Source organism: Paenibacillus sp. RC334 (genome assembly GCF_030034735.1).
In the GTDB taxonomy this organism is placed as follows: Bacteria; Bacillota; Bacilli; order Paenibacillales; family Paenibacillaceae; genus Paenibacillus; species Paenibacillus terrae_A.
The window spans coordinates 5,259,366-5,282,426 of record NZ_CP125370.1 but is presented as its reverse complement, the minus strand read 5'-3'; the positions used below and the strand labels follow the sequence as shown (position 1 = coordinate 5,282,426).

Here is a 23,061-nt window from a genome sequence, read left to right as displayed (position 1 = left end):
TGAATGAAGAAAGCAAGCAAGCACGCAACAGTGCCATCCCAATTTTAAAATGTGGTAAAGCCCAACATATCTTGTAAACGATATAGTATATCTTTCCAAAATGTAGAATTATCCTCGTAAGCTTCCAGATCCAGACTGTATTTAGCTCCCCGGTTATTCCACAATGTATCAAAATAGGCCGCAATCTGTCGGGTCAGCTTACTGTCCGCTGGAGCGGCCACCCGCAATTCATTCTCCAGATTCAGATCGTCCAGATTACGTGGTGTCAAATTCGTGGAGCCGCCCAAAATGATGTGATCTCCTTGTCCCTTGGCAATATAAATTAGCTTGGTATGGTATTGCTCATGGGTCGTATTATACCAGCGGATTTGGATTTTTCCGCCCGATTTATCGGACAGTTCTTTGGCAACCGGACGATTGGGGATACCGATTTTTTCCTGTCCAAACGCGTTTTGATTCGGGTCCAGCAACAATTGGATGTTCACACCGCGTGCAGAGGCATCCAGAAGGCTGTTCAACACTTTACGGTCTGCCAAATAAAACATGCCCATATGAATGCTATCGCCTTTCTTTGTTTGCCCGATGGCATCCAGAACCGATGTGTATACCTTGCCTTCGGTTAGATATTGGATCCGGTATCTGTCTTTTCCCGATTGAGCAGAGGCTTCTGCTTGTGGCGTATAGGCAGGAAGCTGCCCTCCGCCAGAGAAGTCCAGCACCGCCTGCTCGGTTTGTAAAATGTCCCCGATGATGGGTCCCTTCACCTCCAGCGCAACATTGGAGTGATATGCACTCGCATCGTGAACGTTGCCTGTGGAAATGAGCGCTGTCTGCTCGCTGGCAACCAATTTACGATGATTGGCCTTGACGTTCAACAGCTTGAGATAGGAGCGTGCCGTAACGTCAGGTCCGTCACTGGCCATCAGGTTGGGAATCCAGCCCGTGCCCTGCTGTCCGAACCATTGGAAAAAGGTACGCCACACGGCAGAATAGATCGGCGTGGAATCCCGCAGCGGGTCCACATCAGTCTGAACGACCTGAATTCCCGCTCGCTTCATATTCTCCAGCAAATGATTGGGAGATGAATTGTAATTGGTATTGACTTCATCCGTAATGAAAAAGATAGGCATATCGGGACGAGCCTTCTTTTTGGCAATCAGACGCTCGGTCATCTGTGCGCTGACTTGGGGAAAGCGCTGGCCCTTATGTTTATAATCGTTGAACAGAAACAGATCGATGACGATAAATTGTTTGGCTTCATCAATGATCCCAAACATACGGTTTAAAATTTGCCCTTCATGCTGTGCGGTACTTCCATCCCTGGAGGGATAGGTCAAATCCGTCCAGAAGTTCACCTCGTTGGTTGAATACTCCTGACTTTCATAGGAGACGAAGGGGGGCAATGGCTTATGGGTCTGATAGATCATGACGGCAATCAGCCACAGGATGAGTAACAGGATAATGATTTTAATAGTACGGCTTTTTCGATGCAGCCAATTATGTTTAGCCATATGGCGTTCAACTCCTCAATTGAATGCTGCATTCCATTTTATCGTGCCGGAACCTGCAGTTTATGATGGGATACTGTCTAGTTATTAACGCAAGTGTACAGGATTGAAGCGTAATGATCGGAAGGAAAGGTATGGATGGTTGGAGTTGTTTCAGGACATATGTCCTTTATGGTGAGACTAACCTATACTTTAATAAATAGAAAAGTCACTTAGATAGGGAGAATAACGATTCATGAGAGGAATTTTGTTTGCTTTTTTGGGAGGCGCTTGTATTACGCTGCAAGGGGTAGCGAATACACGGATTAGTCAGGATATCGGTACATGGCAGGCGGCTACGGTTACTCAACTGACGGGTGTTATTTTGGCGGCATTGGTCTGGATGTTTACACGAGATGGCAGCTTGGCAGAGATGAAGCAGGTGAAGCCCATGTATCTCTTAGGTGGCGCTTTTGCAGCTATCATCATATTTAGTGAAGTCACCGCTATTCAGCATATTGGGGTTACGTTCACGATCTCGGCGCTGTTGATTGCCCAGTTGTGCCTGACCTTCCTGGTTGATATAAACGGATGGTTCGGTGTAGTGAAGCAGAAGATGAAGCTCCCGCAATTTATAGGCATTGGCATGATGATTGCGGGTGTGATCATTTTGAAGCTCTAAATAGAACTTTATTCGGAGAAGGAACCCAGAACGTAGAAAACGAAGGTGAGCCCAAGCATGAAAGAAATTCAGGATCAAGAGCAACTGAAGCATTTTTTACAATTGCATCAGTTAGAATCGATACTACATGAGCCACTGCGGCCTCATTTGTCGCTGCATCGTTTGGAACAAGGGGAAAAGCTGTGCTCCCAAGGGGATTCCATTGAACATCTGTACATATTGGTACAGGGCAAGGTCAAGATTTATACCAGTTCAACGGAAGGTAAAACACTGGTTCTTTGCTTTAAAACACCGATTGAGATCATAGGAGATGTTGAATATATTCGCAGCAGCAACGTGATCAACACGGTGGAGGCTGTGTCTCCTATATATGTAATCGGTATTCACCACCAGTGGATGAATAAATATGGCAGAGACTACGCTCCAATGCTGCAATTTTTGCTGGATATCGTTACCCGGAAGTTTTGCATGGATTCCGACTTCTCCAGCTTTAACTTAATGTATCCTGTGGAAGTCAGGCTGGCCAGTTACCTGCTATCCGTTTCTTTTGACGAAGGTGATGCTTCTTTTCATGAGGAACTGCGGGCATCCAGTCTCGTAGATGTGGCGAATTTAATCGGAACCAGCTATAGGCATCTCAACCGTGTGATTCGCAAGATGAGCGCAGATGGATTGGTGGAACGAGCACGGGGCTATATTGTAATTCGTGACAGAGAAGGTTTGGGCCAACTGGCAGGCCATAATATTTATGAAGCATAATCATTCGTAAAAGAATTAGCGGGGGAGAGTTGAAATTATGCTATCAGGAATTGTACTGGCGGTTATCGCAGGAGCCTTTGTTAGCCTGCAAACGATATTCAATAATAAGGTGAACGAACGGACAGGTTCATGGGCTACAACCACACTTGTGCTGGGAACGGGGTTTCTGGCCTCCTTGCTCGGCAGTCTTATTTTTGCAGGGAAAAATACATTTACACTACAGCATATGCAGCCGTGGTACTGGTTCAGTGGAATGATTGGTGTTGGCGTGGTGTTCTGTCTGGTACAAGGAGTGAAGCTGCTTGGTCCGACTTATGCGATCTCTATCGTATTAACGGCACAATTGGGCACTGCTTTGCTGTGGGATTCGTTAGGATGGCTGGGACTGGAAAAGATTCCGTTCACCTTCACCAAGCTGATCGGCGTGCTGGTCATTATCGGAGGCATTTTGATATTCAAGTTCGGCAACGGACGTACGAAGGACCAGCAAGAAAGCATTTCACATGTACCTGATTCGATGAAGGGATAACGGATGTTAATATGACCTGACCTTTATCTTGACATCATGAAGCTTATCAAACAGGGAATTGAAGTCTGCTAAAAGGCCAGCCGCATCCGTAGCTGTGTTATTAGGTTGTGCTATTGCAGGCGATGCATTAATGGGTGTTCCCTGCTCTGTTGTTGTGCGAGTTTTGGGATATAAAAAGTCGCCTAGGGTACGACTTCAATGGATGAAAAAAATGGAGAAACGTTGGAGATAGAGGGGCGCATCATCCGGGCGACGTTCTGCTGGGTGTAAAAATGCTATCGTTAAGACTATTTCCAAGTATACGAGCCCGTTCTCCATATTGATGCGGAGAACGGGCTCGTTTGCTGCTTCGGGCTACCCTTTGCGGAAGGCCCCTTAATTATCAGGCCGCGGAAGCCGTCCCGCGGCGCTCACGGATGCGGGAACGTCGGCCGAGCAGAAAGCCGACCAGGGAGGCCAGCATCTGCTGGAACACCATGCCGAGCACGACCGGCAGTGCGACCGGAGCAGGGAAATAGGAGACGGCCAGGACGGCCCCTGCGCTGATATTGCGCATGCCGCCGTTGAAGATGAGCGCTACCTGATCCGCTTCGTTCCAGCCCAGCAGCCTGGAGGAGCAGTAGCTCAGCATATATCCAGTGGAAGCCAGTGCAACAATGACGGCGGCAAGACCGGCGAGCCTCAGGTTGAGATGGGTCAGGTAAGGTGCGACAACTGACCCGTTAATGGCTACCACTGTAGCCATCATCAGCTTGGAGAGCGGGTTCAGCCGCGGGCTCCAGCGCGGGGCGACGGTGCCTTTGGTCCATTCGTTGAGGATCATGCCCAGCAGCGAGGGGACGACGATCATCCAGAACAGGCTGCCCATCATGGCCGCCGCGTCCAGCTTCACGCTCGCTCCGATCAAGAGCGAGAGGACACCGGGAACGGCGAAAGGAGCTAGTATCGTGTCGATAAGAATGATCGACAGGGTTAAGGCGATGTTGCCTTTATAAATGCTGACCCAGACAAAGCTGCTGACTCCGGTCGGAATGGCCGCGGCCAGAATCAGTCCGGTAATCGTATAGGCATCCCCGGGAAAAGCTAAATGGCCGAAGGCCATAGCAACGACCGGCATGGCCAGATGCAGAATGAACAGGCAGATAATGAGCGGAGCGGGTTTCTTGAGCACATTCAGGAAATCTCTGAACCCGAGACTGATACTTCCCGCAAAGGTCATGAAGGCAAACAGCCATGGCGACAGATAAGTAAAGGATGACAGGCTGCTGCCGCAAAACACGCCTACGATGATGCTGATCGGAGTGATCAGGGGCATCAACCGGTTCAGCCGCACATTCAAAGAGTGAAGCATGGGCAAATAACTTCCTTTGCAATTATAGGATACTGCTATATATCCCGATCAGTTGGATAACGCTGCAGCTTTTTTCGAAAAATCCGTTTACACCTGCTCGGGGGCGGCAAGGAACAGCTCGCCTTCTATGGTCTGCGGGTTCAGCAGCAGATTCAGTATTGGGCAGGCCTCCTCCACGGCCTTATGCAGCGCGTCAATGGTTTCCTGTGACTCGGAGGATGTAATATGCAGCTTGTAGCGGATATTGTGCGGGAAAATCGGAATATGCTCGTATCCGGGGCTGCCCGCCAGCGGGTGCTGCTGGCCGCTCACCTCAACCTCCAGCGCGTCAAGGCTGACTCCCCTCTGTGAAGCCTGGATCAGCGTAATATGCGTCAGGCAGCTTCCCAACACGCCAAGCTGAAGCTCCGGAGAGCTTGGGCCCAGGCTGTAGCCGGCGTAATCCTCTGGGCTGTCGCTGATGACCTGGAAATCACGGATGCGGATTTCACGCACGCCGCTGCGCCCCTTGGCCTTTACCTTGGCGCTGAAGCGGTTGTATTCCGGCTGTTGCTCGGCCTTTTCTCTGAGAAGCAGACCCGCTTCCCGTTTCTGCTGCAAGTACTCTTTTAATGTACTCATTGCTTTAGCCTCCCTTGGGTAGTTGAATGCCGCAACCTATAGCTGCAGCAGTTGCTCGTCAAATAGAGTAATTAGAGCCGATATTGACCTTGGACAAAAATTGTCTGGTTCTCTCCTGGCGGGGACTCAGGTAAATATCCTGTGGGGTCCCTTGTTCCACAATCTGCCCATTGTCCATGAAGATGACCTTGTCGGCAATTTCATAGACAAAATTCATCTCGTGCGAGACGATAATCATCGTTCTGCCCTCGCGGGCGGCGGTTCGGATCACCTCCAGTACGTCGTTTACCATTTCCGGGTCCAGGGCCGAGGTCGGTTCATCCAGCAAAATGACCTTGGGGTTCAACGCTAGCGCCCTGGCAATCGCTACCCTCTGCTGCTGTCCGCCGGAAAGATGCCGGGGATAATAGCTTTTTCTGTTGCTCAGACCGACCTTGTCCAAATAATGATCAGCGATTTTCCGCGCTTCGGCTTTGCTTTTTTTCTGCACTTCCGTAAGCCCCAGCATGACATTTGCCAGCGCCGTTTTATGCTTGAACAGATTGAACTGCTGGAACACCATTGTTGTATGCTGCCTTAAATAAAGAATGTCGTTTTTTTTCGCTTGTCTGGCATCGATTACCCTGCCGTCTAATTCGATAATGCCGTCTTCCGGCTTCTCCAGGTAATTGATGCAGCGCAAAATGGTTGATTTGCCCGAACCGGACGGGCCGATAATGGCCACGACCTGCCCTTCCCCGACATCCAGATCAATGCCTTTGAGAACCTGGTGTTTATGAAATTGCTTATGAAGGCTACGAACTCGTATCATTGAAGTCAACCTGTCTTTCGTTTGCTCTTAGTTTGTTCTCGGCGACCCGGATCAGCCGTGCGGCAACGATGGTAATAATCCAATAGATGATAGCCAGCGCGACATAGGATTCAAAGAAGCGATAGTTTTTTGAGGCCAGCAGCCGGGCTCCGGCAGTCAGCTCCACCACGGCGCAGGTAAACGCCAGCGAAGTGTTTTTAATCATGCCGATAAAGGCATTGCCGAGTGAAGGAAGGGCAACGATCAAAGCCTCGGGCAGCACAATTTTGAAAAAGGTCTGGCTTGCGGTCATTCCGATGGACATGGCGGCTTCGGTCTGGCCCTTGTCCACGGCTTCCAGGCCGGCGCGGATCGTCTCCGAACAGTAGGCGCCCTCATTAAGCGCAAACGCGACGACGACAAACACTATCGGGTTGATCCCGTTCACGCTGTACTCCACCCCCTGGGCATGGCTCCAGTATTGCAGCAGCAGCGGTATGCCGAAGTAGGCAATGTACAGTTGTATGATCAGCGGGGTGCCCCGCATGAAGGAAACATACAAGCCGGACAGGGGGTAGAGCACAGGCACCTTGTTTATTTTGACCAGAGCCACGACGAATCCGATCAGCCAACTGAAAACAACGGATAACAGCACGATTTCGAATGTGATTGGAATGTACTTGATGAGTTGCGGAATCATATCCATAACCACACCAAAATCAAATAGATTTGGCATAAAATAGACCCCTTTCGTACTGCCTGATCAGTTATTCGGCCGTGCCCTTACTGATATCCGTATCAAAATATTGAACGGCCAGCCTGGAAAGCGTTCCGTCCGCTCTTAATGTGGCCAGTGCGCCGTCCACCGCAGTGCGGATTTCCGCTCCTTTGTCCGTTTTTGGGAAAATAAAATATACGCCGGGATCGCTGATCCGTTTGGCCTGCTCCAGCGGGAGCGTCACTTTGTCCAGATTTTTGAATCCGAACTCGTCCACGATTTCTTTGTATGAGGACAAGCCGTGCAGCTTGAAATCAAGCTCATTGTTTTCAATTTTCTGATAGACCTGGACATCCTCCAGATCGGCATAGGTAATTTGGATCGGATTGTCGGGATGCTCTTTATTGAACGCTTCGATGAAGTTGTCGTTCGCGCTGCCATCGGTGGTGACTATGGCTCTTTTTCCGCCGAGATCATCTAGGCTTTTCAGCGTGTCCTCATTCTTCCGTTTCACAATAACTGTGCTGGCATAGCCGTAAGGCTCCGAGCTGAAAAGATATTTTTCTTCCCGCTCCGGCTTTTTGGAAATACTGTTGGCTCCGATCTGGTAACGCCCCGCATCAATTCCAGAAAAAATTCCGTCGAACTTCACCCGCTCAAACTTGATTTCGTATTGTGGCAGCAACTCGTCCACCGCTTTCAACAGGGCGATGTCGTAGCCATCCAGCTCATCTTGGTCATTTGAGAAGGTAAAAGGCTTTGTCGTTCCGCCTGTGCCTACCAGCAAAGTGGTCACCGTTTCCGGCTGTGTCGCCGCTTCCCTGCCTGCTTTCGCATTCGTGCTCTGAGCCGTTGTGTTTTGACCGCATGCTGTCAACAGCACCAACAATAACAGGCCTGCCATTTTTACCGTGTGCATAGATGTGTTCAACTTCATTGCGAAAGCTCCTCTCTAAAAACATATAATTCACATCGTTTTTGTATGCTTTTACGTTATTTTAGCCAGATCACTTTTTTCAGTCAAAGCTTTTGCTTGGAAAAAGTGTTTCGTTTTGAAACAATTTGAAGCGGTGAGGCTTATCAATATTGATCGATATTTTCTTTGATAGTTAAGGCCAGTTGAAGCAATTCCCGGTTGTAGGCTTCGTTGACGGCATCGTAATAAGCGGTTTCGCGGGTAAGATGGGTTGTGAACACGCCGGTGGCCTGCAAATACCGTTTGTGAAAAGCGCGGTTGATCGTGCCGTCCTGGCGCGTGTAGGCAATAATCGGAAGTGCCGCATAAAATAACCGCTTGGCGCTTTCCCGGTTGCCTGCCGCATAACGTTGATAGATTCCGTTGAAAATTTCAAACAACCCCGACGGCATCACGACCTGCACGCCCCTGTCCAGCAGCTCGATGAGCTGCTCGTTCCCTTTTCCGCTGGAAATATTGATCGCCCCGTCCGTTGCCTGCAGTAGCCTGGAGTATTTCGGATTGTTGTTCTTCACCTCCACCTTCACCCCGACCACGCTGGCAAATTCATGAAAGCAACGGAGCAGCAGCTCATCCTTTAATCCGTCGCCTTGGCCGTCCACATCCTGGAGGATCAGGAAAGGGGGCCGCGCCTTGTCAATCTCCTGAATATCCTGCCAATATTGGCTGTCCGTCGTGTAATCCAGCATGATATTGGCGCCATCTGCTCCATATTTCAGGAAGTCGTCCAGCAGTCCAAGTCGCTCTTTGCCTGTCGGCGCATTGATGCTGGCGATGATCAAGGCTTTGCCTTTGCTGACCTCGGCGGTGGCTTTCACGATTTCGCGCCGCTCGTCCAGCGTCAAATGCGCGATTTCACTGGCAAGACAGGGAACCAGGAAACCGGACGAACCGGCATCGAGCGCAGCCTGGATTTGCTTTTGCAATGAGGGATAATCAATTTTCAAATCAGCGGTGAACGGGGTGAGCACAGTGGTGACGATTCCGTGTAGTGAAAAGGATGGATTTGACATCGGGTTACCTCCATAACAGATCAAATTTTGTAGGTTCAGCATTTTTCAAAATGCTTGGTTGTATGATTGTATACTTTATATTAGTATTCCTATATGTTCAATGAGATTTAAAAGGTGAAATGATTCAATTTGAAACAATTGCAAAAATGATCGAAAAAGGAGGACAACATGTGAGAAAGAAGCATCTAAATGCGAATGCCTCCACAAAACACAGTCTGGTTGTGGTGTACGGGGATGACGGAAGTGTATTCCATTCCACCTTGCAGGACAATATCCGCGCTGAAGCGGATGCGGAGTTGCGCAGCAGGTTGCCCTTGCTGCGGCACAGGCAAGACGTGCAGTTCAGAAAAAAAAAAGCAGAAGCATCTGGGAAATCAAAGGAATACGGATGAATATTCAGGGGATCAGCATGAATCTGTTCCTCTTCGAGAAGCTTGGACCCGGTGGGGAGCACAATGATTATGCCATCCGGTTCGAGGACGAGCAGGACTGGGACAGGGATCATATCTGGTTTGACCAAAGCGCAGCCATTGAGGAAATCATCGCCCAAATTCATAAATACGGCCAGAGCATGAGCCCCGTGATCATTATCGGCGAGGTCGGCACCGGCAAAAATATAGTTGCCAACGAGCTCTATAAAACCTGCTTTCTGAATAAAGATCATTTCATCAGGCAAAAGCCGCTGATGATTATCGACTGCATTCTAATGACAAGTAAAAAATGGAAGTGGATACTGGAGCACAGCAACTCGCCGTTTATGGAGATCGGACACATCATTTATATTAAAAATGTGGAGGTACTGTCAGTTTCTTTTATCAAGCAAATGCATGAGTATTTTAAAGACGGGGCCGTCTATTCGCACAACAAAATTATCTTTTCCTATTCCTGCCGCAACTCGGATGATGAACCGGATGAAATATGCCGGCTGTTCGCCAACAACCTGGGCTGTCTAAAATTGCAGCTGCCCACGCTGCGCAGCCGAAAAGAAAGTATTCCGAACTTGATCCGTCTGTGCCGCCATGAGATGAATGAAACCCCGGAGAAGGCACGGATTGATTTTGAAGCGGAGGCGGTGGAGCTGATGCGGGATTTTTATTGGGAGGATAACCTGGAGCAGTTAAAAAGGGTGGTCGAGGAACTGGCCCTGAATGCAATGGGAAGCTGCATTACCAAAGCAGAGGTGGCGGCGACTTTAAAAAAAGAATCGCAGCGCCCGCAGCGCTCCATCTCCAGCATCAATATGAACCAGACACTCGATGATATCATGAAGGATATCATTTTGCTGGTTTTGCAGGAGGAAAACATGAATCAGTCTAAGGCGGCCAAACGGCTCGGAATCGGGCGTAGTACTATGTGGAGGAAGCTGAACGGGAACTGACGGGCAGGGGAAAACTATTAATATTTCAATTTATAAATATACAAAATGGAATGAAAAGTTCCCTGGACTTTCTCTCAAGCAAAGCCTTGATATTCAAGGCTTTTTTTGTCTTTTATTAAGATATGAGGCTATGTTAAATCGTTATTAGGACACTTTAAATGAGTTTCTTTGGAATCTATTGGCTTGGCAGCGTTTGATAGAAGGCCGGCAATGATAACACCAATAAGTACCGCGATCATGGCGTGTAAGAGACCGAAAGACTCCCCCAGAAACCCTAATGCGGGAGGGCCTACTAAAAAGGCAATGTATCCGGTGGTCGCCACTGCACCCACTCTGGCGGCTGCCCCTTGGGGTTCATCTCCCGCAGCAGATAATCCTACGGGAAAGCCAAGCGAGGCTCCAAGACCCCATAGCAGCACACCGAATGCGGCTACCCCATAATGCGGTCCCCAAATCACAAGAACAATGCCGACAGCTGCCATGAGCGCACTTCCTTTTAAAACAGGCACCCTTCCATACTTATCCAATACGAATCCGCCAGTAAAACGCCCAATCGTCATCGCTGCGACAAATAAACCATAAATGTAAGAGCCGGTTAAAGAATCTACTCCGTACCCGTCTATCATGGTTAAAGGCAGCCAATCATTCGCTGATCCCTCCGCAAAGGCCATACCCAGTACGATAATACCAATGAGCAGAACCCGTCGTTCCTTCCAAACAGCAAGCTGCTGCGATAAGACGGATCTGGCTTGAGGAGAATGCTCCAAAGCTTCTTTACCTGTATGGGAGGGCAGGAATCGATACAAATAAATAGATGTGGTGGCAATAAGAACAGCCAGAGTGGTATAAGCACAGGGACGTGGGCTGCGGCAGCTCCTGAGCCGATGGCTGCGCCTATAAGTGTACCAGCGCTGAACGATCCGTGGAAAGCAGGCAGCAGGGTTTTGCTTAAACGGTTTTCAACAGCGGACCCTTCCACATTCAAAGCGACTTCTGCCGACCCGTAGCCGCATCCGAAAATAGCAAGTCCGACGAATACCATACCCGTTAATGAAAAGACAGTCCCTACACCTATAATTATAAAACCTATTAAAAACAACAGCGAGCTGCCGAGGATAACCAGTTGCGCACCTGTACGTGCAATGATGTGGCCTGTACTCAGTAGTCCCAGTATAGAGCCTGCCGCCATTCCGAAAATAATAACTCCCATCTCCGCAGTTGAAGCACCCAGTGTATCCCGGACTGTAGGTGTTCGGGAGACCCAAGATGCAAAAGCCACACCTGGAAGAGCAAATAATAAGAATAGCATATTGCGAACGAACTTTGGATCTTTGGAAAGCTGTGCTGTCATACAAAGAACTCCTTACCGCCGCTTATCTAAAAGCCGCAAAGAATAGACAAAGCTTTAAGTGGACATGTCGTTTTATATATCCTTCCATGCTTTTGACAATACTTATTAAAAGCATGATAATAAACTGTACTATAATTTAGTATCAGGCATTTGTCCAACTTCATGGAGTGAAATGAAAACCTTTTAAACAGGAAGGAAAGTGTACATGGCAACGAATAAAGAAAATATGTTAGAAGGCAAACTATATATGGCTGGCGGAAAAGAATTGGCAAAGGATAGCAAGAAATCGAGAATGCTTACCCGTTTGTTCAATTACAGTACGGAAGAGCAACAGGAGTACCGGGTAGAGCTACTTAAACAACTGTTCGAGTCTACAGGTCAGGAGATATATATCGAACCCCCATTTCGCTGTGACTATGGCTGTCACATTACAGTGGGCAATCAGTTCTATGCCAATTATGACTGCATCATTATTGACGTAGCGAAAGTAACAATAGGGGATCATGTTTTTTTCGGCCCCAGGGTAGGCGTATATACGGCTGGGCATCCGATAGATTCAGATGTGCGCAACACCTTGCTGGAATTTGGTAAACCGATAACGATTGGAAACAGTGTATGGATTGGCGCAAATACCGTAATCACTCCAGGAGTGAATATTGGAAATAATGTAGTTATTGGGGCTGGATCTATCGTTACCAAAGACATTCCTGATAATGTGGTTGCCGTAGGAAATCCATGTAAAGTGCTAAGGGAAATTACAGATGGAGACAGACGGTACTGGGAAAAGCAAAAAAATGATTATTACGAAGACATTGAGGACTAAGGCACAAACAAAACTCACCTGAACGGTTTATATAAGCAAAGGAAAGGCTCGCGATTGTGTATATATTTTTCCATCCATGCTACAATAAAAGTATCAAATAATTGCCTGTAATAATACATAAATAGATCGGTTACCGTGTTCGGGAGCGGTCTTATTTGTGTTTTCAGACCAATGTAAATACATGAAGTGACCTGAATGAGGTGGGACATAGATGAGTAATGTGGAAAATAAATCTGAAACACCTGAGATTTCCGGCAAATCCGGTTCTTTGCTGCCTGCTGCACGCACAGGTGAACGGAAGATAGAGCATGTCCGACTTTGTTTGCAAGAGGACGTGGCAGGCCAAGGCATCACGAATGGACTGGAGCGCTATGCCTTTAAACACTGTGCACTGCCTGAACTGCATTTTGATGAGGTACGTTTGGACACTACTTTTCTGGGGCGCGCAGTGCGAACGCCGCTGCTGATTAGCTCCATGACAGGCGGCAGCGCGGAGACGGGAGCGATTAATGAGCGCTTGGCAGAAACAGCGGAGAAACGCGGCTGGGCGCTGGGAGTAGGCTCGGTGCGAGCTGCGGTGGAAAAAGAAGAACTGGCTCCGACTTTTGCGGTTCGTCGCTTGGCACCGAATATTCCGATCCTTGCCAATCTGGGAGCAGTGCAGTTGAACTACGGATTTGGCGTGGACGACTGTCGCCGTGCGGTAGAGATTGCCGGAGCGGACATGCTTGTACTGCATTTGAACGGATTGCAGGAGGTTTTCCAACCCGAGGGGAATCTGGATTTTGGCGGATTGCTTGGTCGTATTGAAGAGCTGTGCCGCCAGCTTTCAGTGCCCGTAGGTGTGAAGGAAGTAGGCTGGGGCATAGATGGCGAGACGGCTTCGAGATTGTACGATGCGGGCGCGGTTTTTATTGATGTCGCGGGCGCAGGCGGGACAAGCTGGAGTCAGGTGGAAAAATTCCGCAATTCTGATCCTGTGCGCCGTGCAGCGGCGGAAGCATTTGCGGATTGGGGGAACTCCACCGCAGATTGTATCGTAGAAGTCAGGGCCGCGCAGCCGAATGGCGCAGTGATCGGCAGTGGCGGACTTAGAGACGGTGTCGATGCAGCCAAGGCGCTTGCCTTGGGCGCTGATATGGCGGGTTTCGGACGGTCGCTGCTCGGATCGGCGGTCGCCTCCACAGAGGCGCTCGAAGCGCGGCTGGAGCAGGTGGAGCTGGAACTGCGAACAGTCATGTTCGGAATTGGAGTAGCTGGGATTAAAGGACTTAAAGACACGACTCGGTTGAGAAAGAAGGTGAACGCATGAGCAGCACTACAACCTTGGTACCGATGAACGCAGAGCAATATGAACGGTTTGAGCAGCGCTCGCTCGCAGACTACGCGGACGAAAAAAATCCAGGCAGGCACATGGACGGTGGAAGAAGCGCCGGAACGCGCGGCAGAAAGCTTTGCCCGATACCTGCCACAGAGACTGGACACTCCCCATGCTCACCTTTACATGCTGATGTATTCGGATACTGATGATGTGGAGAGCCAAGAGGAAGCGGGCTATATCTGGTTCAATATTACGGATAGCGTGCAAGGAAAAGAAGCTTTTCTGCTGGATATTCTCGTCTACGATTCATATCAGGGGCGGGGGTTAGGTACAATGGCGATGGGGGCTTTGGAACAGGAAGCTCGCAGGCTGGGAGCTGTTCGCATCGGTTTGCATGTATTTGGGCATAATGAGCGGGCTTTGCATGTGTATCGCAAGTCCGGCTATCGGGTTACAGATATTCAGATGAGCAAAGAGATTTAAATGAAGAAGTAGAGGTTGTAGCAAAATCCTGAAAGTCACAGCCATATGCTTGCCGCATGTACGGGTTCTCATATATAATGTGGGTTGGTAAACTAACGGATGGCATAACGCACATTTTATATAAACGGGAGTTGTTCTGATTATGGCTTTAAAAGCGGGGATCGTGGGCTTGCCGAACGTGGGCAAATCAACACTGTTTAACGCAATAACGCAGGCGGGTGCGGAATCCGCAAACTATCCATTTTGTACGATTGACCCTAATGTGGGTGTCGTTGAAGTACCGGATGAGCGGCTGGATAAGCTGACTGAACTGGTTGTGCCGAACAAAACGGTACCGACGGCTTTTGAATTTGTTGATATTGCAGGACTTGTACGCGGTGCGAGCAAGGGTGAGGGTTTGGGTAACAAGTTTCTGGCTCATATTCGTGAAGTGGATGCGATTGTGCATGTAGTACGTTGTTTTGAAGATGAGAACATCACCCATGTGGACGGCAAAATCGACCCGATCAGTGACATTCAGACCATTAATCTGGAACTGATTCTGGCGGATATCGAAAGCGTAGACAAGCGCATTGAGCGTTCCCGCAAAAACATGAAGGGTGGCAACAAGCAATACACCCAGGAAGTTGAAGTGCTGGAGCGGATCAAGGAATCACTGTATGCTGATAAGCCTGCGCGCAGCGTGGAATTGTCGGATGAAGAACAGTTGATTGTACGTGATCTTCATTTGCTTACGATGAAGCCTGTACTGTACGCAGCTAATGTCAGCGAAGACGGTGTAACGGAAGCCGACAGCAATCCTTATGTGCAAAAGGTACGTGATTTTGCTGTAGCGGAAAATGCAGAAGTGGTGCCGATTAGCGCCAAAGTAGAATCTGAAATTGCCGAGCTGGAAGGCGAAGACAAGGCAATGTTCCTGGAGGAACTGGGACTGGCTGAATCCGGTCTGAATCGTCTGATTAAAGCAGCTTACCGCTTGTTGGGTCTGTATACGTATTTCACAGCGGGTGTGCAGGAAGTACGCGCATGGACCATTCACAAAGGAACAAAGGCACCGGGCGCTGCAGGCGTAATCCATACGGATTTTGAACGCGGATTTATTCGTGCCGAGGTTGTATCCTACAACGATTTGGTTGCTGCTGGTTCTATGAACGGGGCTAAGGAACGTGGTCAGCTTCGTTTGGAAGGTAAGGAATATGTGGTACAAGACGGAGACGTTATGCATTTCCGTTTTAATGTATAACATTAGGTTTGCAGTATAAAACATTGTGCTAAATAAAGTAGTCGCTGCCTGTATTGGGTGGCGGCTTTTTATTATTAAATTATGGTTGTTATTCAATTCATGAATTAGAAGTATTTTTAGTAGCTAATTAATTAATTAGTTGGTATAATAAAGAGCTGTAGCCAGTGAATTTGAATCTGGCTTCATATTAATTTAACTGAAGAGGTGAATCGCTTGTTGGACCGATTGCAATCATTGGCGGACCGCTACGATAAACTGAGCGAACTGCTCTGCGATCCGGATGTAGCGAACGATAGCAAGAAACTTAGAGATTATTCCAAAGAACAGTCTGATTTACAGCCTGCTTATGAAGCATATACTGAATATAAAACTGTCGTTGAAGAGCTGGACGCTGCTAAAGCTATGCAGGCCGAAAAGCTGGACGACGAGATGCGTGAAATGGTAAAAATGGAGATTGATGAGCTCAGTGCCCGCAAACGGGAGCTGGACGAGAAAATCCGCATTTTGCTGCTGCCGAAGGACCCGAACGATGATAAGAATGTGATTATCGAGATTCGTGGTGCAGCGGGTGGTGACGAAGCGGCATTGTTCGCGGCGGATCTGTACCGGATGTACACTCGTTATGCCGATACCCAAGGCTGGCGTGTAGAGCTGATGGACGCGAACATGAATGACCTCGGAGGTTTCAAAGAGGTTATTTTCATGATTAACGGACGCGGTGCATACAGCAAAATGAAATTCGAAAGCGGAGCACACCGCGTACAGCGGATTCCGACGACGGAATCCGGCGGACGTATTCATACATCTACATCTACGGTATCCGTTATGCCTGAGGCCGAAGAAGTGGATGTTGAAATTTCCGACAAGGATATCCGCGTAGATACGTTCTGCTCCAGCGGTGCTGGCGGTCAGTCCGTTAATACGACCAAGTCGGCGGTGCGTGTAACGCATATGCCAACAGGCATTATGGCAACCTGTCAGGACGGTAAATCCCAAAACTCCAACAAGGAGAAGGCACTCCAGGTTTTGCGTGCCCGTATTTCGGATATGCTTCGTCAGGAAGAGGAAGCCAAATATGCAGGCGAGCGTAAGAGCAAAGTAGGTACCGGGGATCGCAGTGAGCGTATTCGTACCTACAACTTCCCGCAAAGCCGTGTAACAGATCATCGCATCGGGCTGACCATGCACAAGCTGGATCAGGTGATGAACGGGGAGATCGAAGAAATCGTATCGGCGCTCACGATTGCAGAGCAGGCTGATTTGATGGAACAAGAGGTTTAAGTTTTGGGACACGAACGCGATCTTGTGTATCGGATGTCGCCGGAGCGGAGCATGAGTATCAGAGAAGCCTTAGTTGAGGCTTCTTCTTTTTTAGGAAGCTGCGGCGTGCTGGAGCCGCAGCATAACGCTCGTCTGCTGCTGGAGCATGTGCTCGGGCTGGAAGGCACGGCGTTCTACGCTGCGCTGGGCGATCCGTTCCCAGCCTCGGGTAAAGAGGCGTGGGAAGCGGTCATAGCCCGCAAAGCAGCGGGTGAACCGGCGCAGTATATTATCGGACGGCAGGAGTTTTATGGCCGTCCGTTCGCGGTTTCGCCGTCGGTGCTGATTCCGCGGCCCGAGACAGAGCTGCTCGTCGAGGCTATTCTTCAGCACGGCGACCGATTGTGGCCGGACGGCGCTCCGCAGGCGCTCGATATCGGCGCGGGCAGCGGGGCGATTGCCGTCACGCTGGCGGCTGAGCGGCCCCGCTGGCGCGTGGTGGCGGGGGATATCTCCGCCGCAGCGCTGGAGATGGCGGCGCATAACGCCACTGTCAACGGCGCAGCCGTGGAGCTGCGCGAAGGCGACCTGCTGGCGCCGTTCGCGGGAGAGGCGGTGGACATCCTGGTGTCCAATCCGCCGTATATCCCGGCCGCCGACATCGCAGGCTTGCAGCCGGAGGTGCGCGACCATGAGCCGCGTATGGCGCTGGATGGCGGGCCTGACGGACTTGGCCCGTATCGGGCGATGCTGGAGCAGCTTGGGCTGCTTCAGGCTCCGCCGCGGTTGATCGGGTTTGAGCTGGGCATGGGACAGGCCAGAGACGTGGCTGGACTGCTGGAGCAGGCAGGTCATTGGAATACGATTCTAATCGTTCCAGACCTTGCTGGAATCGAACGTCATGTCCTGGGCGTTGCGGAATAATGCTGCATTTTCTTTTTGCGAGTCTTTCCTTTAGAATAAAAGGAGTATGACCGAGAAACGGCTCAGGGGGAAATCATGCTTCAGAAATTGAAAAAAATTGACGGTCCGGTGATCTTCATTCTGGTTTTGCTGATGGCAATCAGCATCATAACGGTATATAGCGCGGGCAGAGGCCCTACCAACTTGGCGGAGCACGGCAATGACTACCAGAAGATGATCGGGTATTATATATTGGGTTTTGTGGTGATCTTGGGTATAGCGGTAGTCGATTTTCGAATATTTATTAAAAAAGCACTGTATGTATATGGAGGCGGAATATTCCTGCTTGCTCTCGGCTTTTTTGGCGGGACGGTTAACAACTCTCAGGGCTTTTTGAAAATCGGTGGCTTGAACCTTCAGCCTGCTGAGGTATTCAAGCTGGTTCTTATCATTTTTCTGACTTATATGCTGATTAAGAAGCGCAAGAGCAAGCTGTATTTTGTTCAGGATGTACTTCCAGTCGCTCTGGTGAGCTTTGTCCCTTTTGCTATGGTCATGGTGCAAAATGACTTGGGGAATGCGCTCGGATACATCGTCATCGTCCTTGGTATGCTATGGATTGGTAATGTGAAGGCATCCCATGCACTGATCGGATTTACCATATTTGTAGTTGCCGTTGGTGGCGGGCTCAAAGCCTATATTTCGTTTCATGATGAGATCGATTCTTTTATGAAGGGGATTGGCCGTAGTCACTGGGTAGAGCGACTGGACCCTTGGCTGGTACCGGAAAAAGCGACCGCAAAGGCATCTTACCATACCAAAAATGCCAAGCTGGCGATTGCCTCTGGCGGGATGATGGGCAAAGGCTTTTTGCAGGGGACTTCGGTTCAATCCGGTCGTGTGCCTTACACGTATGCGGATTCTATTTTTGTGGTCGTAGCGGAGGAATTTGGCTTTGTTGGCTCGTCGGTGCTGTTGTTGCTATATTTTATTTTGATTCATCGAATGATCCTGATCTCGCTGGAATGCCGTGACCGTGCCGGACCATATCTTATCGTCGGTATTGTATCCATGTTGCTGTATCAGATTTTTGAAAATATCGGCGCGTTTTTGGGCATCATGCCACTGACGGGAATTACGCTCCCTTTTATAAGCTATGGGGGGACGTCTTTGCTTATTAACATGGCTAGCATTGGCTTGGTTATGAGTATTAAGGTCCACGGTCAGGAGCTGGAGGACGATCTGCCACAGCCATCCAGAGTGAGTTTGGCGAAGGAGAAGAAGGCTTAATGCTATGCTTCTAAATGGATGTCACTTGATGCTTAGGGTGAGGGGAAATAGTGAGATACGAAGGGTCCAGATTGTGAAATCTGGGCTTTTTCGTATTCGCGGACTGCTCCGAAGCTTCGGCCCAGATCCATGTGCTTGATGTAGGGTGTATTGGGTGTTTTTAAAATGGTCTTGAACATTTTACGAGATTCATAGGTTTAGCCTCTCCCAAACCGGACAGACTGATAGACATGATAGAGTTTGGGGGGATTGGGATGAGAAGCTGGACCAAGCAAGCTGCAATGATACTATTTTGTATTTCAATATTATTGATGTCGTGGGAAGGTCAAAAAACAGATGCCGCCATGACAACAGGGACAAGAGGGCCTGTAGTGGCAGGGATGGCAACGACAGGAGCGGGCGTCATTCCTCATGATTCCATCCGATTGCGCATTTTGGCCAATTCGGATCGTCCAGAGGATCAGCTGGTAAAACGTGAAATTAGGGATACCATCGTACAACAGATGGATGCGTGGGTTGGCAAGCTGGAAAACCCGCAAAGTTTGGATCAGGCCAGAGTGCTGATTGCTGCTCATTTACCCGAAATTGACCGTTTAGTAGGTGCGGAACTGGCTCGACGGGGCATCTCGTACGATCATCAGGTAGAATTGGCAAACGTACCTTTTCCGACGAAGATGTACGGTGGGCTTGTCTATCCGGCAGGGGATTATGAAGCGCTTCGGGTCACGCTGGGACAAGGCAAAGGGCAAAATTGGTGGTGCGTGCTGTTTCCTCCGTTGTGCTTCATTGATGCGGGCAGCGGGGAAACGGCAGCTCAAACGGTCTCGGCAAAAGCGGACCAAGGAGGCGGACGGACGAATGCCGCTGACAAGGAGCCGGAAGTACGGTTTTTTCTATGGGATGCATTGACGGGGTTGTGGGGATGGGTGAGTGGTCTTTTTGCCTAATCGTCGTAAGTTGTAGAAAAGAGAACAACGGGTGCATGACCCCGGTATGTTATAATGGGATATAGGGTTTACAGCTATGAGACATGGACAGATTTGGTTCAGATAAGCCGCCCAAGTAAGTTCTTTAGGGATAGAGCTAACTGAACCAGGACTGTATGACAATAAGATATGGGATGATCTAATATGAGTGATAAATCGAACCAAATACAAGGTTTGCGCGGAGAGTCTTTGCAGAAGAAAATATGTGAGCGGGTATTGGACGAACAGGGGCTTCATGGGCTAAAGCCGCCGTTGGCCGATTCCCATACGAAATGGTGGGACGTAAGAGAATTGGTTGTTGAAGGGGAATCATCTGGTGAAATGTTATCCAGACAAGACCGTATTGCGGCGGAAAAAGGCATTCGTGAGGCCGCTGTGCTGCTGCAAGCAGGAGAGACGGTAGCGTTCCCTACCGAGACGGTGTACGGCTTGGGCGCTGATGCGCGTAGCACGGAAGCGGTAGAATCGGTATTCTCCGCCAAAGGGCGTCCTTCCGATAATCCGCTGATCGTGCATGTTTCCGACCCTGCCCAGCTGGACGGCATGGTAACGGAAGTGAATGATACGGCGCGGGCGCTGATGGATGCGTTCTGGCCGGGACCGCTGACGCTGGTGTTGCCTGTGATGCCTCAAGCACTGTCGCCTCGTGTGACGGCGGGGCTGGACACGGTCGGCGTGCGCATGCCGGACCATCCGGTAGCGCTGCGTCTGATCGCAGAAGCAGGCTGTCCGCTGGCTGCGCCAAGCGCCAATCGCTCGGGCAGGCCCAGTCCGACCCTTGCACACCATGTGCGTGAGGACCTGGAGGGCCGCATCGGCGGCATTTTGGACGGTGGCCCCACGGGTGTGGGGCTGGAGTCCACGGTGGTGCAGGCCGGTGACGACGGAACCGTCACCATCCTGCGCCCCGGCGGCGTGACGGCCGAGCAGCTCGCTGCGGTCGCTCGCGCCGTCGAGCTGGACCCTGCGTTGGTCGCCGCTTCGCCCGGCGAGGACGCCGATAGCCCGGCACCGCGTTCGCCGGGCATGAAGTACACGCACTACGCGCCGCGAGGCTGCTTGAGCGTAGTGCATGGCCCGTCAACCGCTGAGGTGACGGGCTGGATTCGCGCCGCGCTGGCGGAGGCGTCCGCGCGGGGGGAGCGCACAGCAGTGCTCGCGTTCGACGAGCATGCCGCCGGCTATGCCGGAGAGCGCGTTTACACGCTGGGCAAGCTGGACGCACTCCATGAGGCAGCGCAGCGCCTGTACGGCGTGCTGCGCCGCTGCGATGAGGAAGGCGTCACCTTTATTTTGGCGGAAGCCTGTCCGCCGAAAGGGCTGGGAGACGCCGTTATGAACCGCCTGCTCAAAGCGGCGGGCCATCGGATCGTCCGTCTCTAGGACGGCGCCGATATTTGTCCAATGATGTAGAGGCTTTAGATGGATTAACTTTTCAGCATTGTTTCCTCTCAACTTATCCCGGTACAGGCACGTTCACCGTATGCTTGTACTGTTTTGCCTCTTGTCCGCATAACGTGTACAAGAGCGGACGGATATTTGGGGGGATGGAGTATGCTGGCAGCCTCTGCCCATGCCGGGCAGATTGTAACGATTCTGGTCATGGCTGTAGCGCTGGGGACGGATGCGTTATCGTTGGGCGTAGGGATCGGCATGAAAGGAATACGCCTGCGGGACGTGCTGCGGATCAGCACGGTCATTGGCTTTTTTCACATTCTGATGCCATTGCTGGGTATGTTCACAGGCCATTATATGAGTTCTTTACTGGGCCATGTGACGACCTACTTTGCAGGGGGATTACTCATCCTTTTGGGCGGGCATATGGTTTATAATTCCTTCAAAGGGGACGGAGTACAGGTGTTGGACCATCGTTCGTCCTTGGGCCTTTTGCTATTTGCGCTTGGAGTGAGCGTTGACTCCTTTTCTGTTGGGGTGTCACTTGGCATGTTCCAGAGTGATTTGGTACTAACCGTTCTGGCGTTTGGCTTTTGCGGGGGAGCGATGGCGATGCTGGGACTGCTGTTAGGCCGAAAGGTCAGCCGCAATCTGGGAGACTATGGAGAAGCGGTGGGCGGTGCCATTCTACTGGCGTTCGGCTTTATGTTTATGTTTTAATTATATATTATTTCAACATACGGGGGGTGAAGACGTTGAAACATATCTTATTCGTATGCACAGGGAACACCTGTCGCAGTCCGATGGCTGAAGGGATGCTGCGCAAGCTGGCTACTGAGCACGGACTAGGGTTGGAAGTGCGTTCGGCGGGAGTAGCTGCGATGGAAGGCACACCCATTTCCCGACATGCAGAGGCGGTGCTACGTGACCACAATATCTCGGATCAAATCACCTCAACTCCTTTGAACGGTGGGCTTGCCGAGTGGGCGCATCTGATTTTAACCTTGACCCAAGGGCATAAGCAGCACGTAATTCAGCGCTTTCCCCAAACGGCGGGCAAAGTGTTTACGCTCAAGGAATATGTGGAGGACCGGGATTCGGTGCTGAATGATGTACAGGAGCTGGATGGTCTGTACGCTTCACAACAACTGATGGGTTCGCTGGGGCAGGAGCTTTCGGCACGGGAGCGTGAGCGGATGATTGAACTGCATCAACGTATTCCGGGCTTTGATATTTCTGATCCGTTCGGCGGTCCGCGTGAAGATTACGATGTCACGGCTGGGGAAATCCGAACGGCGCTGCATAAGCTGGTGGACAAGCTAAAGGCATTGTCCGAATAAAGTTTGTATCACTCATCTATTTTGTACGGGATCTGTTGATTTTCGACGGTTAATCCGTTAAGATAAGGTGGAAAAACAAGAATCCGGTGTAACTGGCGACAAAAGTGGGATTAACCACGATGGAGCACCGGATATACGGCCGGTCGCCTGGGCAAAAGAGCAAATCCACATTGGCTGTGGACTGCTCTTTTTTCGTATATGAGCTAGGTCCGGCCTCCGGTGGCCTTCTGTCCAGACAAATGACAATGATTCTTCCGTGTGCTGTTACTTCGAGTATTCGAACCGAGAGAGGGTCCTTTTTTTAGTTGGGTCTTCCATTTTTCCTGCTCGAAATCCGATTCATCGGCTATAATATAGTCAGA

At 50.2% G+C, this 23,061-nt stretch carries 22 protein-coding genes, 2 pseudogenes and 1 riboswitch; of the genes and pseudogenes, 16 read left to right on the top strand and 8 right to left on the bottom strand.

Features of this window, described 5'->3' with window-relative positions; all coding sequences use genetic code 11:
- Positions 1 to 44: 44 nt before the first annotated feature.
- Positions 45 to 1,511, bottom strand: coding sequence for a phospholipase D family protein (locus tag QMK20_RS24235; protein ID WP_283653605.1), 1,467 nt, complete (start codon positions 1,509 to 1,511; stop codon positions 45 to 47).
- Between the two features lie 232 nt (positions 1,512 to 1,743).
- On the opposite strand from QMK20_RS24235, the gene QMK20_RS24230 reads away from it, so the two are divergent.
- Genes QMK20_RS24230 through QMK20_RS24220 form a run of 3 tightly spaced genes read left to right on the top strand, consistent with a single transcriptional unit; the run spans position 1,744 to position 3,457 of the window.
- On the top strand, positions 1,744 to 2,169 hold the full coding sequence (locus QMK20_RS24230; protein ID WP_283653604.1) for a DMT family transporter: 426 nt from the start codon (positions 1,744 to 1,746) through the stop codon (positions 2,167 to 2,169).
- Between the two features lie 57 nt (positions 2,170 to 2,226).
- On the top strand, positions 2,227 to 2,928 hold the full coding sequence (locus QMK20_RS24225; protein WP_283653603.1) for a Crp/Fnr family transcriptional regulator: 702 nt from the start codon (positions 2,227 to 2,229) through the stop codon (positions 2,926 to 2,928).
- A gap of 37 nt (positions 2,929 to 2,965) precedes the next feature.
- Positions 2,966 to 3,457: a DMT family transporter gene (locus QMK20_RS24220; protein WP_283653602.1), complete on the top strand. Its 492-nt coding sequence runs from the start codon at positions 2,966 to 2,968 to the stop codon at positions 3,455 to 3,457.
- Between the two features lie 382 nt (positions 3,458 to 3,839).
- Here the strand turns inward: QMK20_RS24220 and QMK20_RS24215 are convergent, their stop codons facing one another.
- The 6 genes from QMK20_RS24215 to QMK20_RS24190 all read right to left on the bottom strand — a co-directional run bounded on the left by QMK20_RS24215 (position 3,840) and on the right by QMK20_RS24190 (position 8,926).
- Entirely contained in the window at positions 3,840 to 4,808 is a 969-nt protein-coding gene (locus tag QMK20_RS24215) for a bile acid:sodium symporter family protein (protein ID WP_283653601.1), read from the bottom strand.
- Between the two features lie 87 nt (positions 4,809 to 4,895).
- Positions 4,896 to 5,429: an OsmC family protein gene (locus QMK20_RS24210; RefSeq protein WP_283653600.1), complete on the bottom strand. Its 534-nt coding sequence runs from the start codon at positions 5,427 to 5,429 to the stop codon at positions 4,896 to 4,898.
- 58 nt (positions 5,430 to 5,487) lie between these two features.
- Positions 5,488 to 6,240: an amino acid ABC transporter ATP-binding protein gene (locus QMK20_RS24205; RefSeq protein WP_283653599.1), complete on the bottom strand. Its 753-nt coding sequence runs from the start codon at positions 6,238 to 6,240 to the stop codon at positions 5,488 to 5,490.
- Positions 6,224 to 6,955 carry an amino acid ABC transporter permease gene (locus tag QMK20_RS24200; protein ID WP_283653598.1) on the bottom strand — a complete coding sequence of 244 codons (732 nt, stop codon included), beginning with the start codon at positions 6,953 to 6,955 and terminating at the stop codon, positions 6,224 to 6,226. Before QMK20_RS24200 ends, QMK20_RS24205 begins: the two co-directional genes overlap by 17 nt.
- Positions 6,956 to 6,986: 31 nt before the next feature.
- Positions 6,987 to 7,874: a transporter substrate-binding domain-containing protein gene (locus QMK20_RS24195; RefSeq protein ID WP_283653597.1), complete on the bottom strand. Its 888-nt coding sequence runs from the start codon at positions 7,872 to 7,874 to the stop codon at positions 6,987 to 6,989.
- A 143-nt stretch (positions 7,875 to 8,017) separates the two neighbouring features.
- A complete protein-coding gene (locus tag QMK20_RS24190) occupies positions 8,018 to 8,926 on the bottom strand; it encodes a dihydrodipicolinate synthase family protein (protein ID WP_283653596.1) in 909 nt (302 codons plus the stop codon).
- A 170-nt stretch (positions 8,927 to 9,096) separates the two neighbouring features.
- On the opposite strand from QMK20_RS24190, the gene QMK20_RS24185 reads away from it, so the two are divergent.
- Both QMK20_RS24185 and QMK20_RS24180 read left to right on the top strand, forming a co-directional pair.
- The gene (locus QMK20_RS24185) at positions 9,097 to 9,318 is read left to right on the top strand and encodes a hypothetical protein (protein ID WP_283653595.1); all 222 of its coding nucleotides are present in this window, start codon (positions 9,097 to 9,099) and stop codon (positions 9,316 to 9,318) included.
- Positions 9,319 to 9,335: 17 nt separating this feature from the next.
- Positions 9,336 to 10,304: a helix-turn-helix domain-containing protein gene (locus QMK20_RS24180; protein WP_283653594.1), complete on the top strand. Its 969-nt coding sequence runs from the start codon at positions 9,336 to 9,338 to the stop codon at positions 10,302 to 10,304.
- A gap of 128 nt (positions 10,305 to 10,432) precedes the next feature.
- Here the strand turns inward: QMK20_RS24180 and QMK20_RS24175 are convergent.
- Positions 10,433 to 11,655, bottom strand: a pseudogene (locus QMK20_RS24175) (MFS transporter).
- A 205-nt stretch (positions 11,656 to 11,860) separates the two neighbouring features.
- Here QMK20_RS24175 and QMK20_RS24170 point away from each other — a divergent pair.
- The 11 genes and pseudogenes from QMK20_RS24170 to QMK20_RS24120 all read left to right on the top strand — a co-directional run bounded on the left by QMK20_RS24170 (position 11,861) and on the right by QMK20_RS24120 (position 22,699).
- The gene (locus tag QMK20_RS24170) at positions 11,861 to 12,478 is read left to right on the top strand and encodes a sugar O-acetyltransferase (protein ID WP_283653593.1); all 618 of its coding nucleotides are present in this window, start codon (positions 11,861 to 11,863) and stop codon (positions 12,476 to 12,478) included.
- Positions 12,479 to 12,689: 211 nt separating this feature from the next.
- Positions 12,690 to 13,790 (top strand): type 2 isopentenyl-diphosphate Delta-isomerase, encoded by a 1,101-nt coding sequence (fni, locus tag QMK20_RS24165; RefSeq protein ID WP_283653592.1) that lies wholly within the window; start codon positions 12,690 to 12,692, stop codon positions 13,788 to 13,790.
- A pseudogene (locus QMK20_RS24160) lies at positions 13,787 to 14,282 on the top strand (GNAT family N-acetyltransferase). The gene fni and the pseudogene QMK20_RS24160 overlap by 4 nt, the downstream one beginning before the upstream one ends.
- A 142-nt stretch (positions 14,283 to 14,424) precedes the next feature.
- On the top strand, positions 14,425 to 15,525 hold the full coding sequence (gene ychF / locus QMK20_RS24155; RefSeq protein WP_014278491.1) for a redox-regulated ATPase YchF: 1,101 nt from the start codon (positions 14,425 to 14,427) through the stop codon (positions 15,523 to 15,525).
- Positions 15,526 to 15,738: 213 nt separating this feature from the next.
- Positions 15,739 to 16,806, top strand: a complete 1,068-nt coding sequence (prfA, locus tag QMK20_RS24150) for a peptide chain release factor 1 (protein ID WP_025683383.1) — start codon at positions 15,739 to 15,741, stop codon at positions 16,804 to 16,806.
- 3 nt (positions 16,807 to 16,809) lie between these two features.
- The gene (gene prmC, locus QMK20_RS24145) at positions 16,810 to 17,709 is read left to right on the top strand and encodes a peptide chain release factor N(5)-glutamine methyltransferase (protein ID WP_283653590.1); all 900 of its coding nucleotides are present in this window, start codon (positions 16,810 to 16,812) and stop codon (positions 17,707 to 17,709) included.
- 75 nt (positions 17,710 to 17,784) lie between these two features.
- Positions 17,785 to 18,978, top strand: a complete 1,194-nt coding sequence (locus QMK20_RS24140; protein WP_283653589.1) for an FtsW/RodA/SpoVE family cell cycle protein — start codon at positions 17,785 to 17,787, stop codon at positions 18,976 to 18,978.
- Between the two features lie 254 nt (positions 18,979 to 19,232).
- The gene (gene spoIIR, locus QMK20_RS24135; protein WP_283653588.1) at positions 19,233 to 19,925 is read left to right on the top strand and encodes a stage II sporulation protein R; all 693 of its coding nucleotides are present in this window, start codon (positions 19,233 to 19,235) and stop codon (positions 19,923 to 19,925) included.
- 183 nt (positions 19,926 to 20,108) lie between these two features.
- On the top strand, positions 20,109 to 21,347 hold the full coding sequence (locus QMK20_RS24130; protein WP_283653587.1) for an L-threonylcarbamoyladenylate synthase: 1,239 nt from the start codon (positions 20,109 to 20,111) through the stop codon (positions 21,345 to 21,347).
- A gap of 171 nt (positions 21,348 to 21,518) precedes the next feature.
- Positions 21,519 to 22,079 carry a manganese efflux pump MntP gene (locus QMK20_RS24125; RefSeq protein ID WP_283653586.1) on the top strand — a complete coding sequence of 187 codons (561 nt, stop codon included), beginning with the start codon at positions 21,519 to 21,521 and terminating at the stop codon, positions 22,077 to 22,079.
- A gap of 35 nt (positions 22,080 to 22,114) precedes the next feature.
- Positions 22,115 to 22,699 carry a low molecular weight protein arginine phosphatase gene (locus tag QMK20_RS24120; protein ID WP_283653585.1) on the top strand — a complete coding sequence of 195 codons (585 nt, stop codon included), beginning with the start codon at positions 22,115 to 22,117 and terminating at the stop codon, positions 22,697 to 22,699.
- Positions 22,700 to 22,777: 78 nt separating this feature from the next.
- A riboswitch (ZMP/ZTP riboswitch) is annotated at positions 22,778 to 22,859 on the top strand.
- The last annotated feature ends 202 nt before the right edge of the window (positions 22,860 to 23,061 follow it).

Excerpts from the sequence above, each read along its gene's own strand:
- QMK20_RS24140 (WP_283653589.1), top strand. The coding sequence starts at position 17,785 with ATGCTTCAGAAATTGAAAAAAATTGACGGTCCGGTGATCTTCATTCTG.
- QMK20_RS24230 (WP_283653604.1), top strand. The coding sequence starts at position 1,744 with ATGAGAGGAATTTTGTTTGCTTTTTTGGGAGGCGCTTGTATTACGCTG.
- QMK20_RS24225 (WP_283653603.1), top strand. The coding sequence starts at position 2,227 with ATGAAAGAAATTCAGGATCAAGAGCAACTGAAGCATTTTTTACAATTG.
- QMK20_RS24190 (WP_283653596.1), bottom strand. The coding sequence starts at position 8,926 with ATGTCAAATCCATCCTTTTCACTACACGGAATCGTCACCACTGTGCTC.
- QMK20_RS24235 (WP_283653605.1), bottom strand. The coding sequence starts at position 1,511 with ATGGCTAAACATAATTGGCTGCATCGAAAAAGCCGTACTATTAAAATC.
- QMK20_RS24130 (WP_283653587.1), top strand. The coding sequence starts at position 20,109 with ATGAGTGATAAATCGAACCAAATACAAGGTTTGCGCGGAGAGTCTTTG.
- QMK20_RS24170 (WP_283653593.1), top strand. The coding sequence starts at position 11,861 with ATGGCAACGAATAAAGAAAATATGTTAGAAGGCAAACTATATATGGCT.
- QMK20_RS24205 (WP_283653599.1), bottom strand. The coding sequence starts at position 6,240 with ATGATACGAGTTCGTAGCCTTCATAAGCAATTTCATAAACACCAGGTT.
- spoIIR (WP_283653588.1), top strand. The coding sequence starts at position 19,233 with ATGAGAAGCTGGACCAAGCAAGCTGCAATGATACTATTTTGTATTTCA.
- QMK20_RS24215 (WP_283653601.1), bottom strand. The coding sequence starts at position 4,808 with ATGCTTCACTCTTTGAATGTGCGGCTGAACCGGTTGATGCCCCTGATC.
- QMK20_RS24180 (WP_283653594.1), top strand. The coding sequence starts at position 9,336 with ATGAATCTGTTCCTCTTCGAGAAGCTTGGACCCGGTGGGGAGCACAAT.
- QMK20_RS24220 (WP_283653602.1), top strand. The coding sequence starts at position 2,966 with ATGCTATCAGGAATTGTACTGGCGGTTATCGCAGGAGCCTTTGTTAGC.
- ychF (WP_014278491.1), top strand. The coding sequence starts at position 14,425 with ATGGCTTTAAAAGCGGGGATCGTGGGCTTGCCGAACGTGGGCAAATCA.
- QMK20_RS24125 (WP_283653586.1), top strand. The coding sequence starts at position 21,519 with ATGCTGGCAGCCTCTGCCCATGCCGGGCAGATTGTAACGATTCTGGTC.
- QMK20_RS24195 (WP_283653597.1), bottom strand. The coding sequence starts at position 7,874 with ATGAAGTTGAACACATCTATGCACACGGTAAAAATGGCAGGCCTGTTA.
- QMK20_RS24200 (WP_283653598.1), bottom strand. The coding sequence starts at position 6,955 with ATGCCAAATCTATTTGATTTTGGTGTGGTTATGGATATGATTCCGCAA.
- fni (WP_283653592.1), top strand. The coding sequence starts at position 12,690 with ATGAGTAATGTGGAAAATAAATCTGAAACACCTGAGATTTCCGGCAAA.
- QMK20_RS24210 (WP_283653600.1), bottom strand. The coding sequence starts at position 5,429 with ATGAGTACATTAAAAGAGTACTTGCAGCAGAAACGGGAAGCGGGTCTG.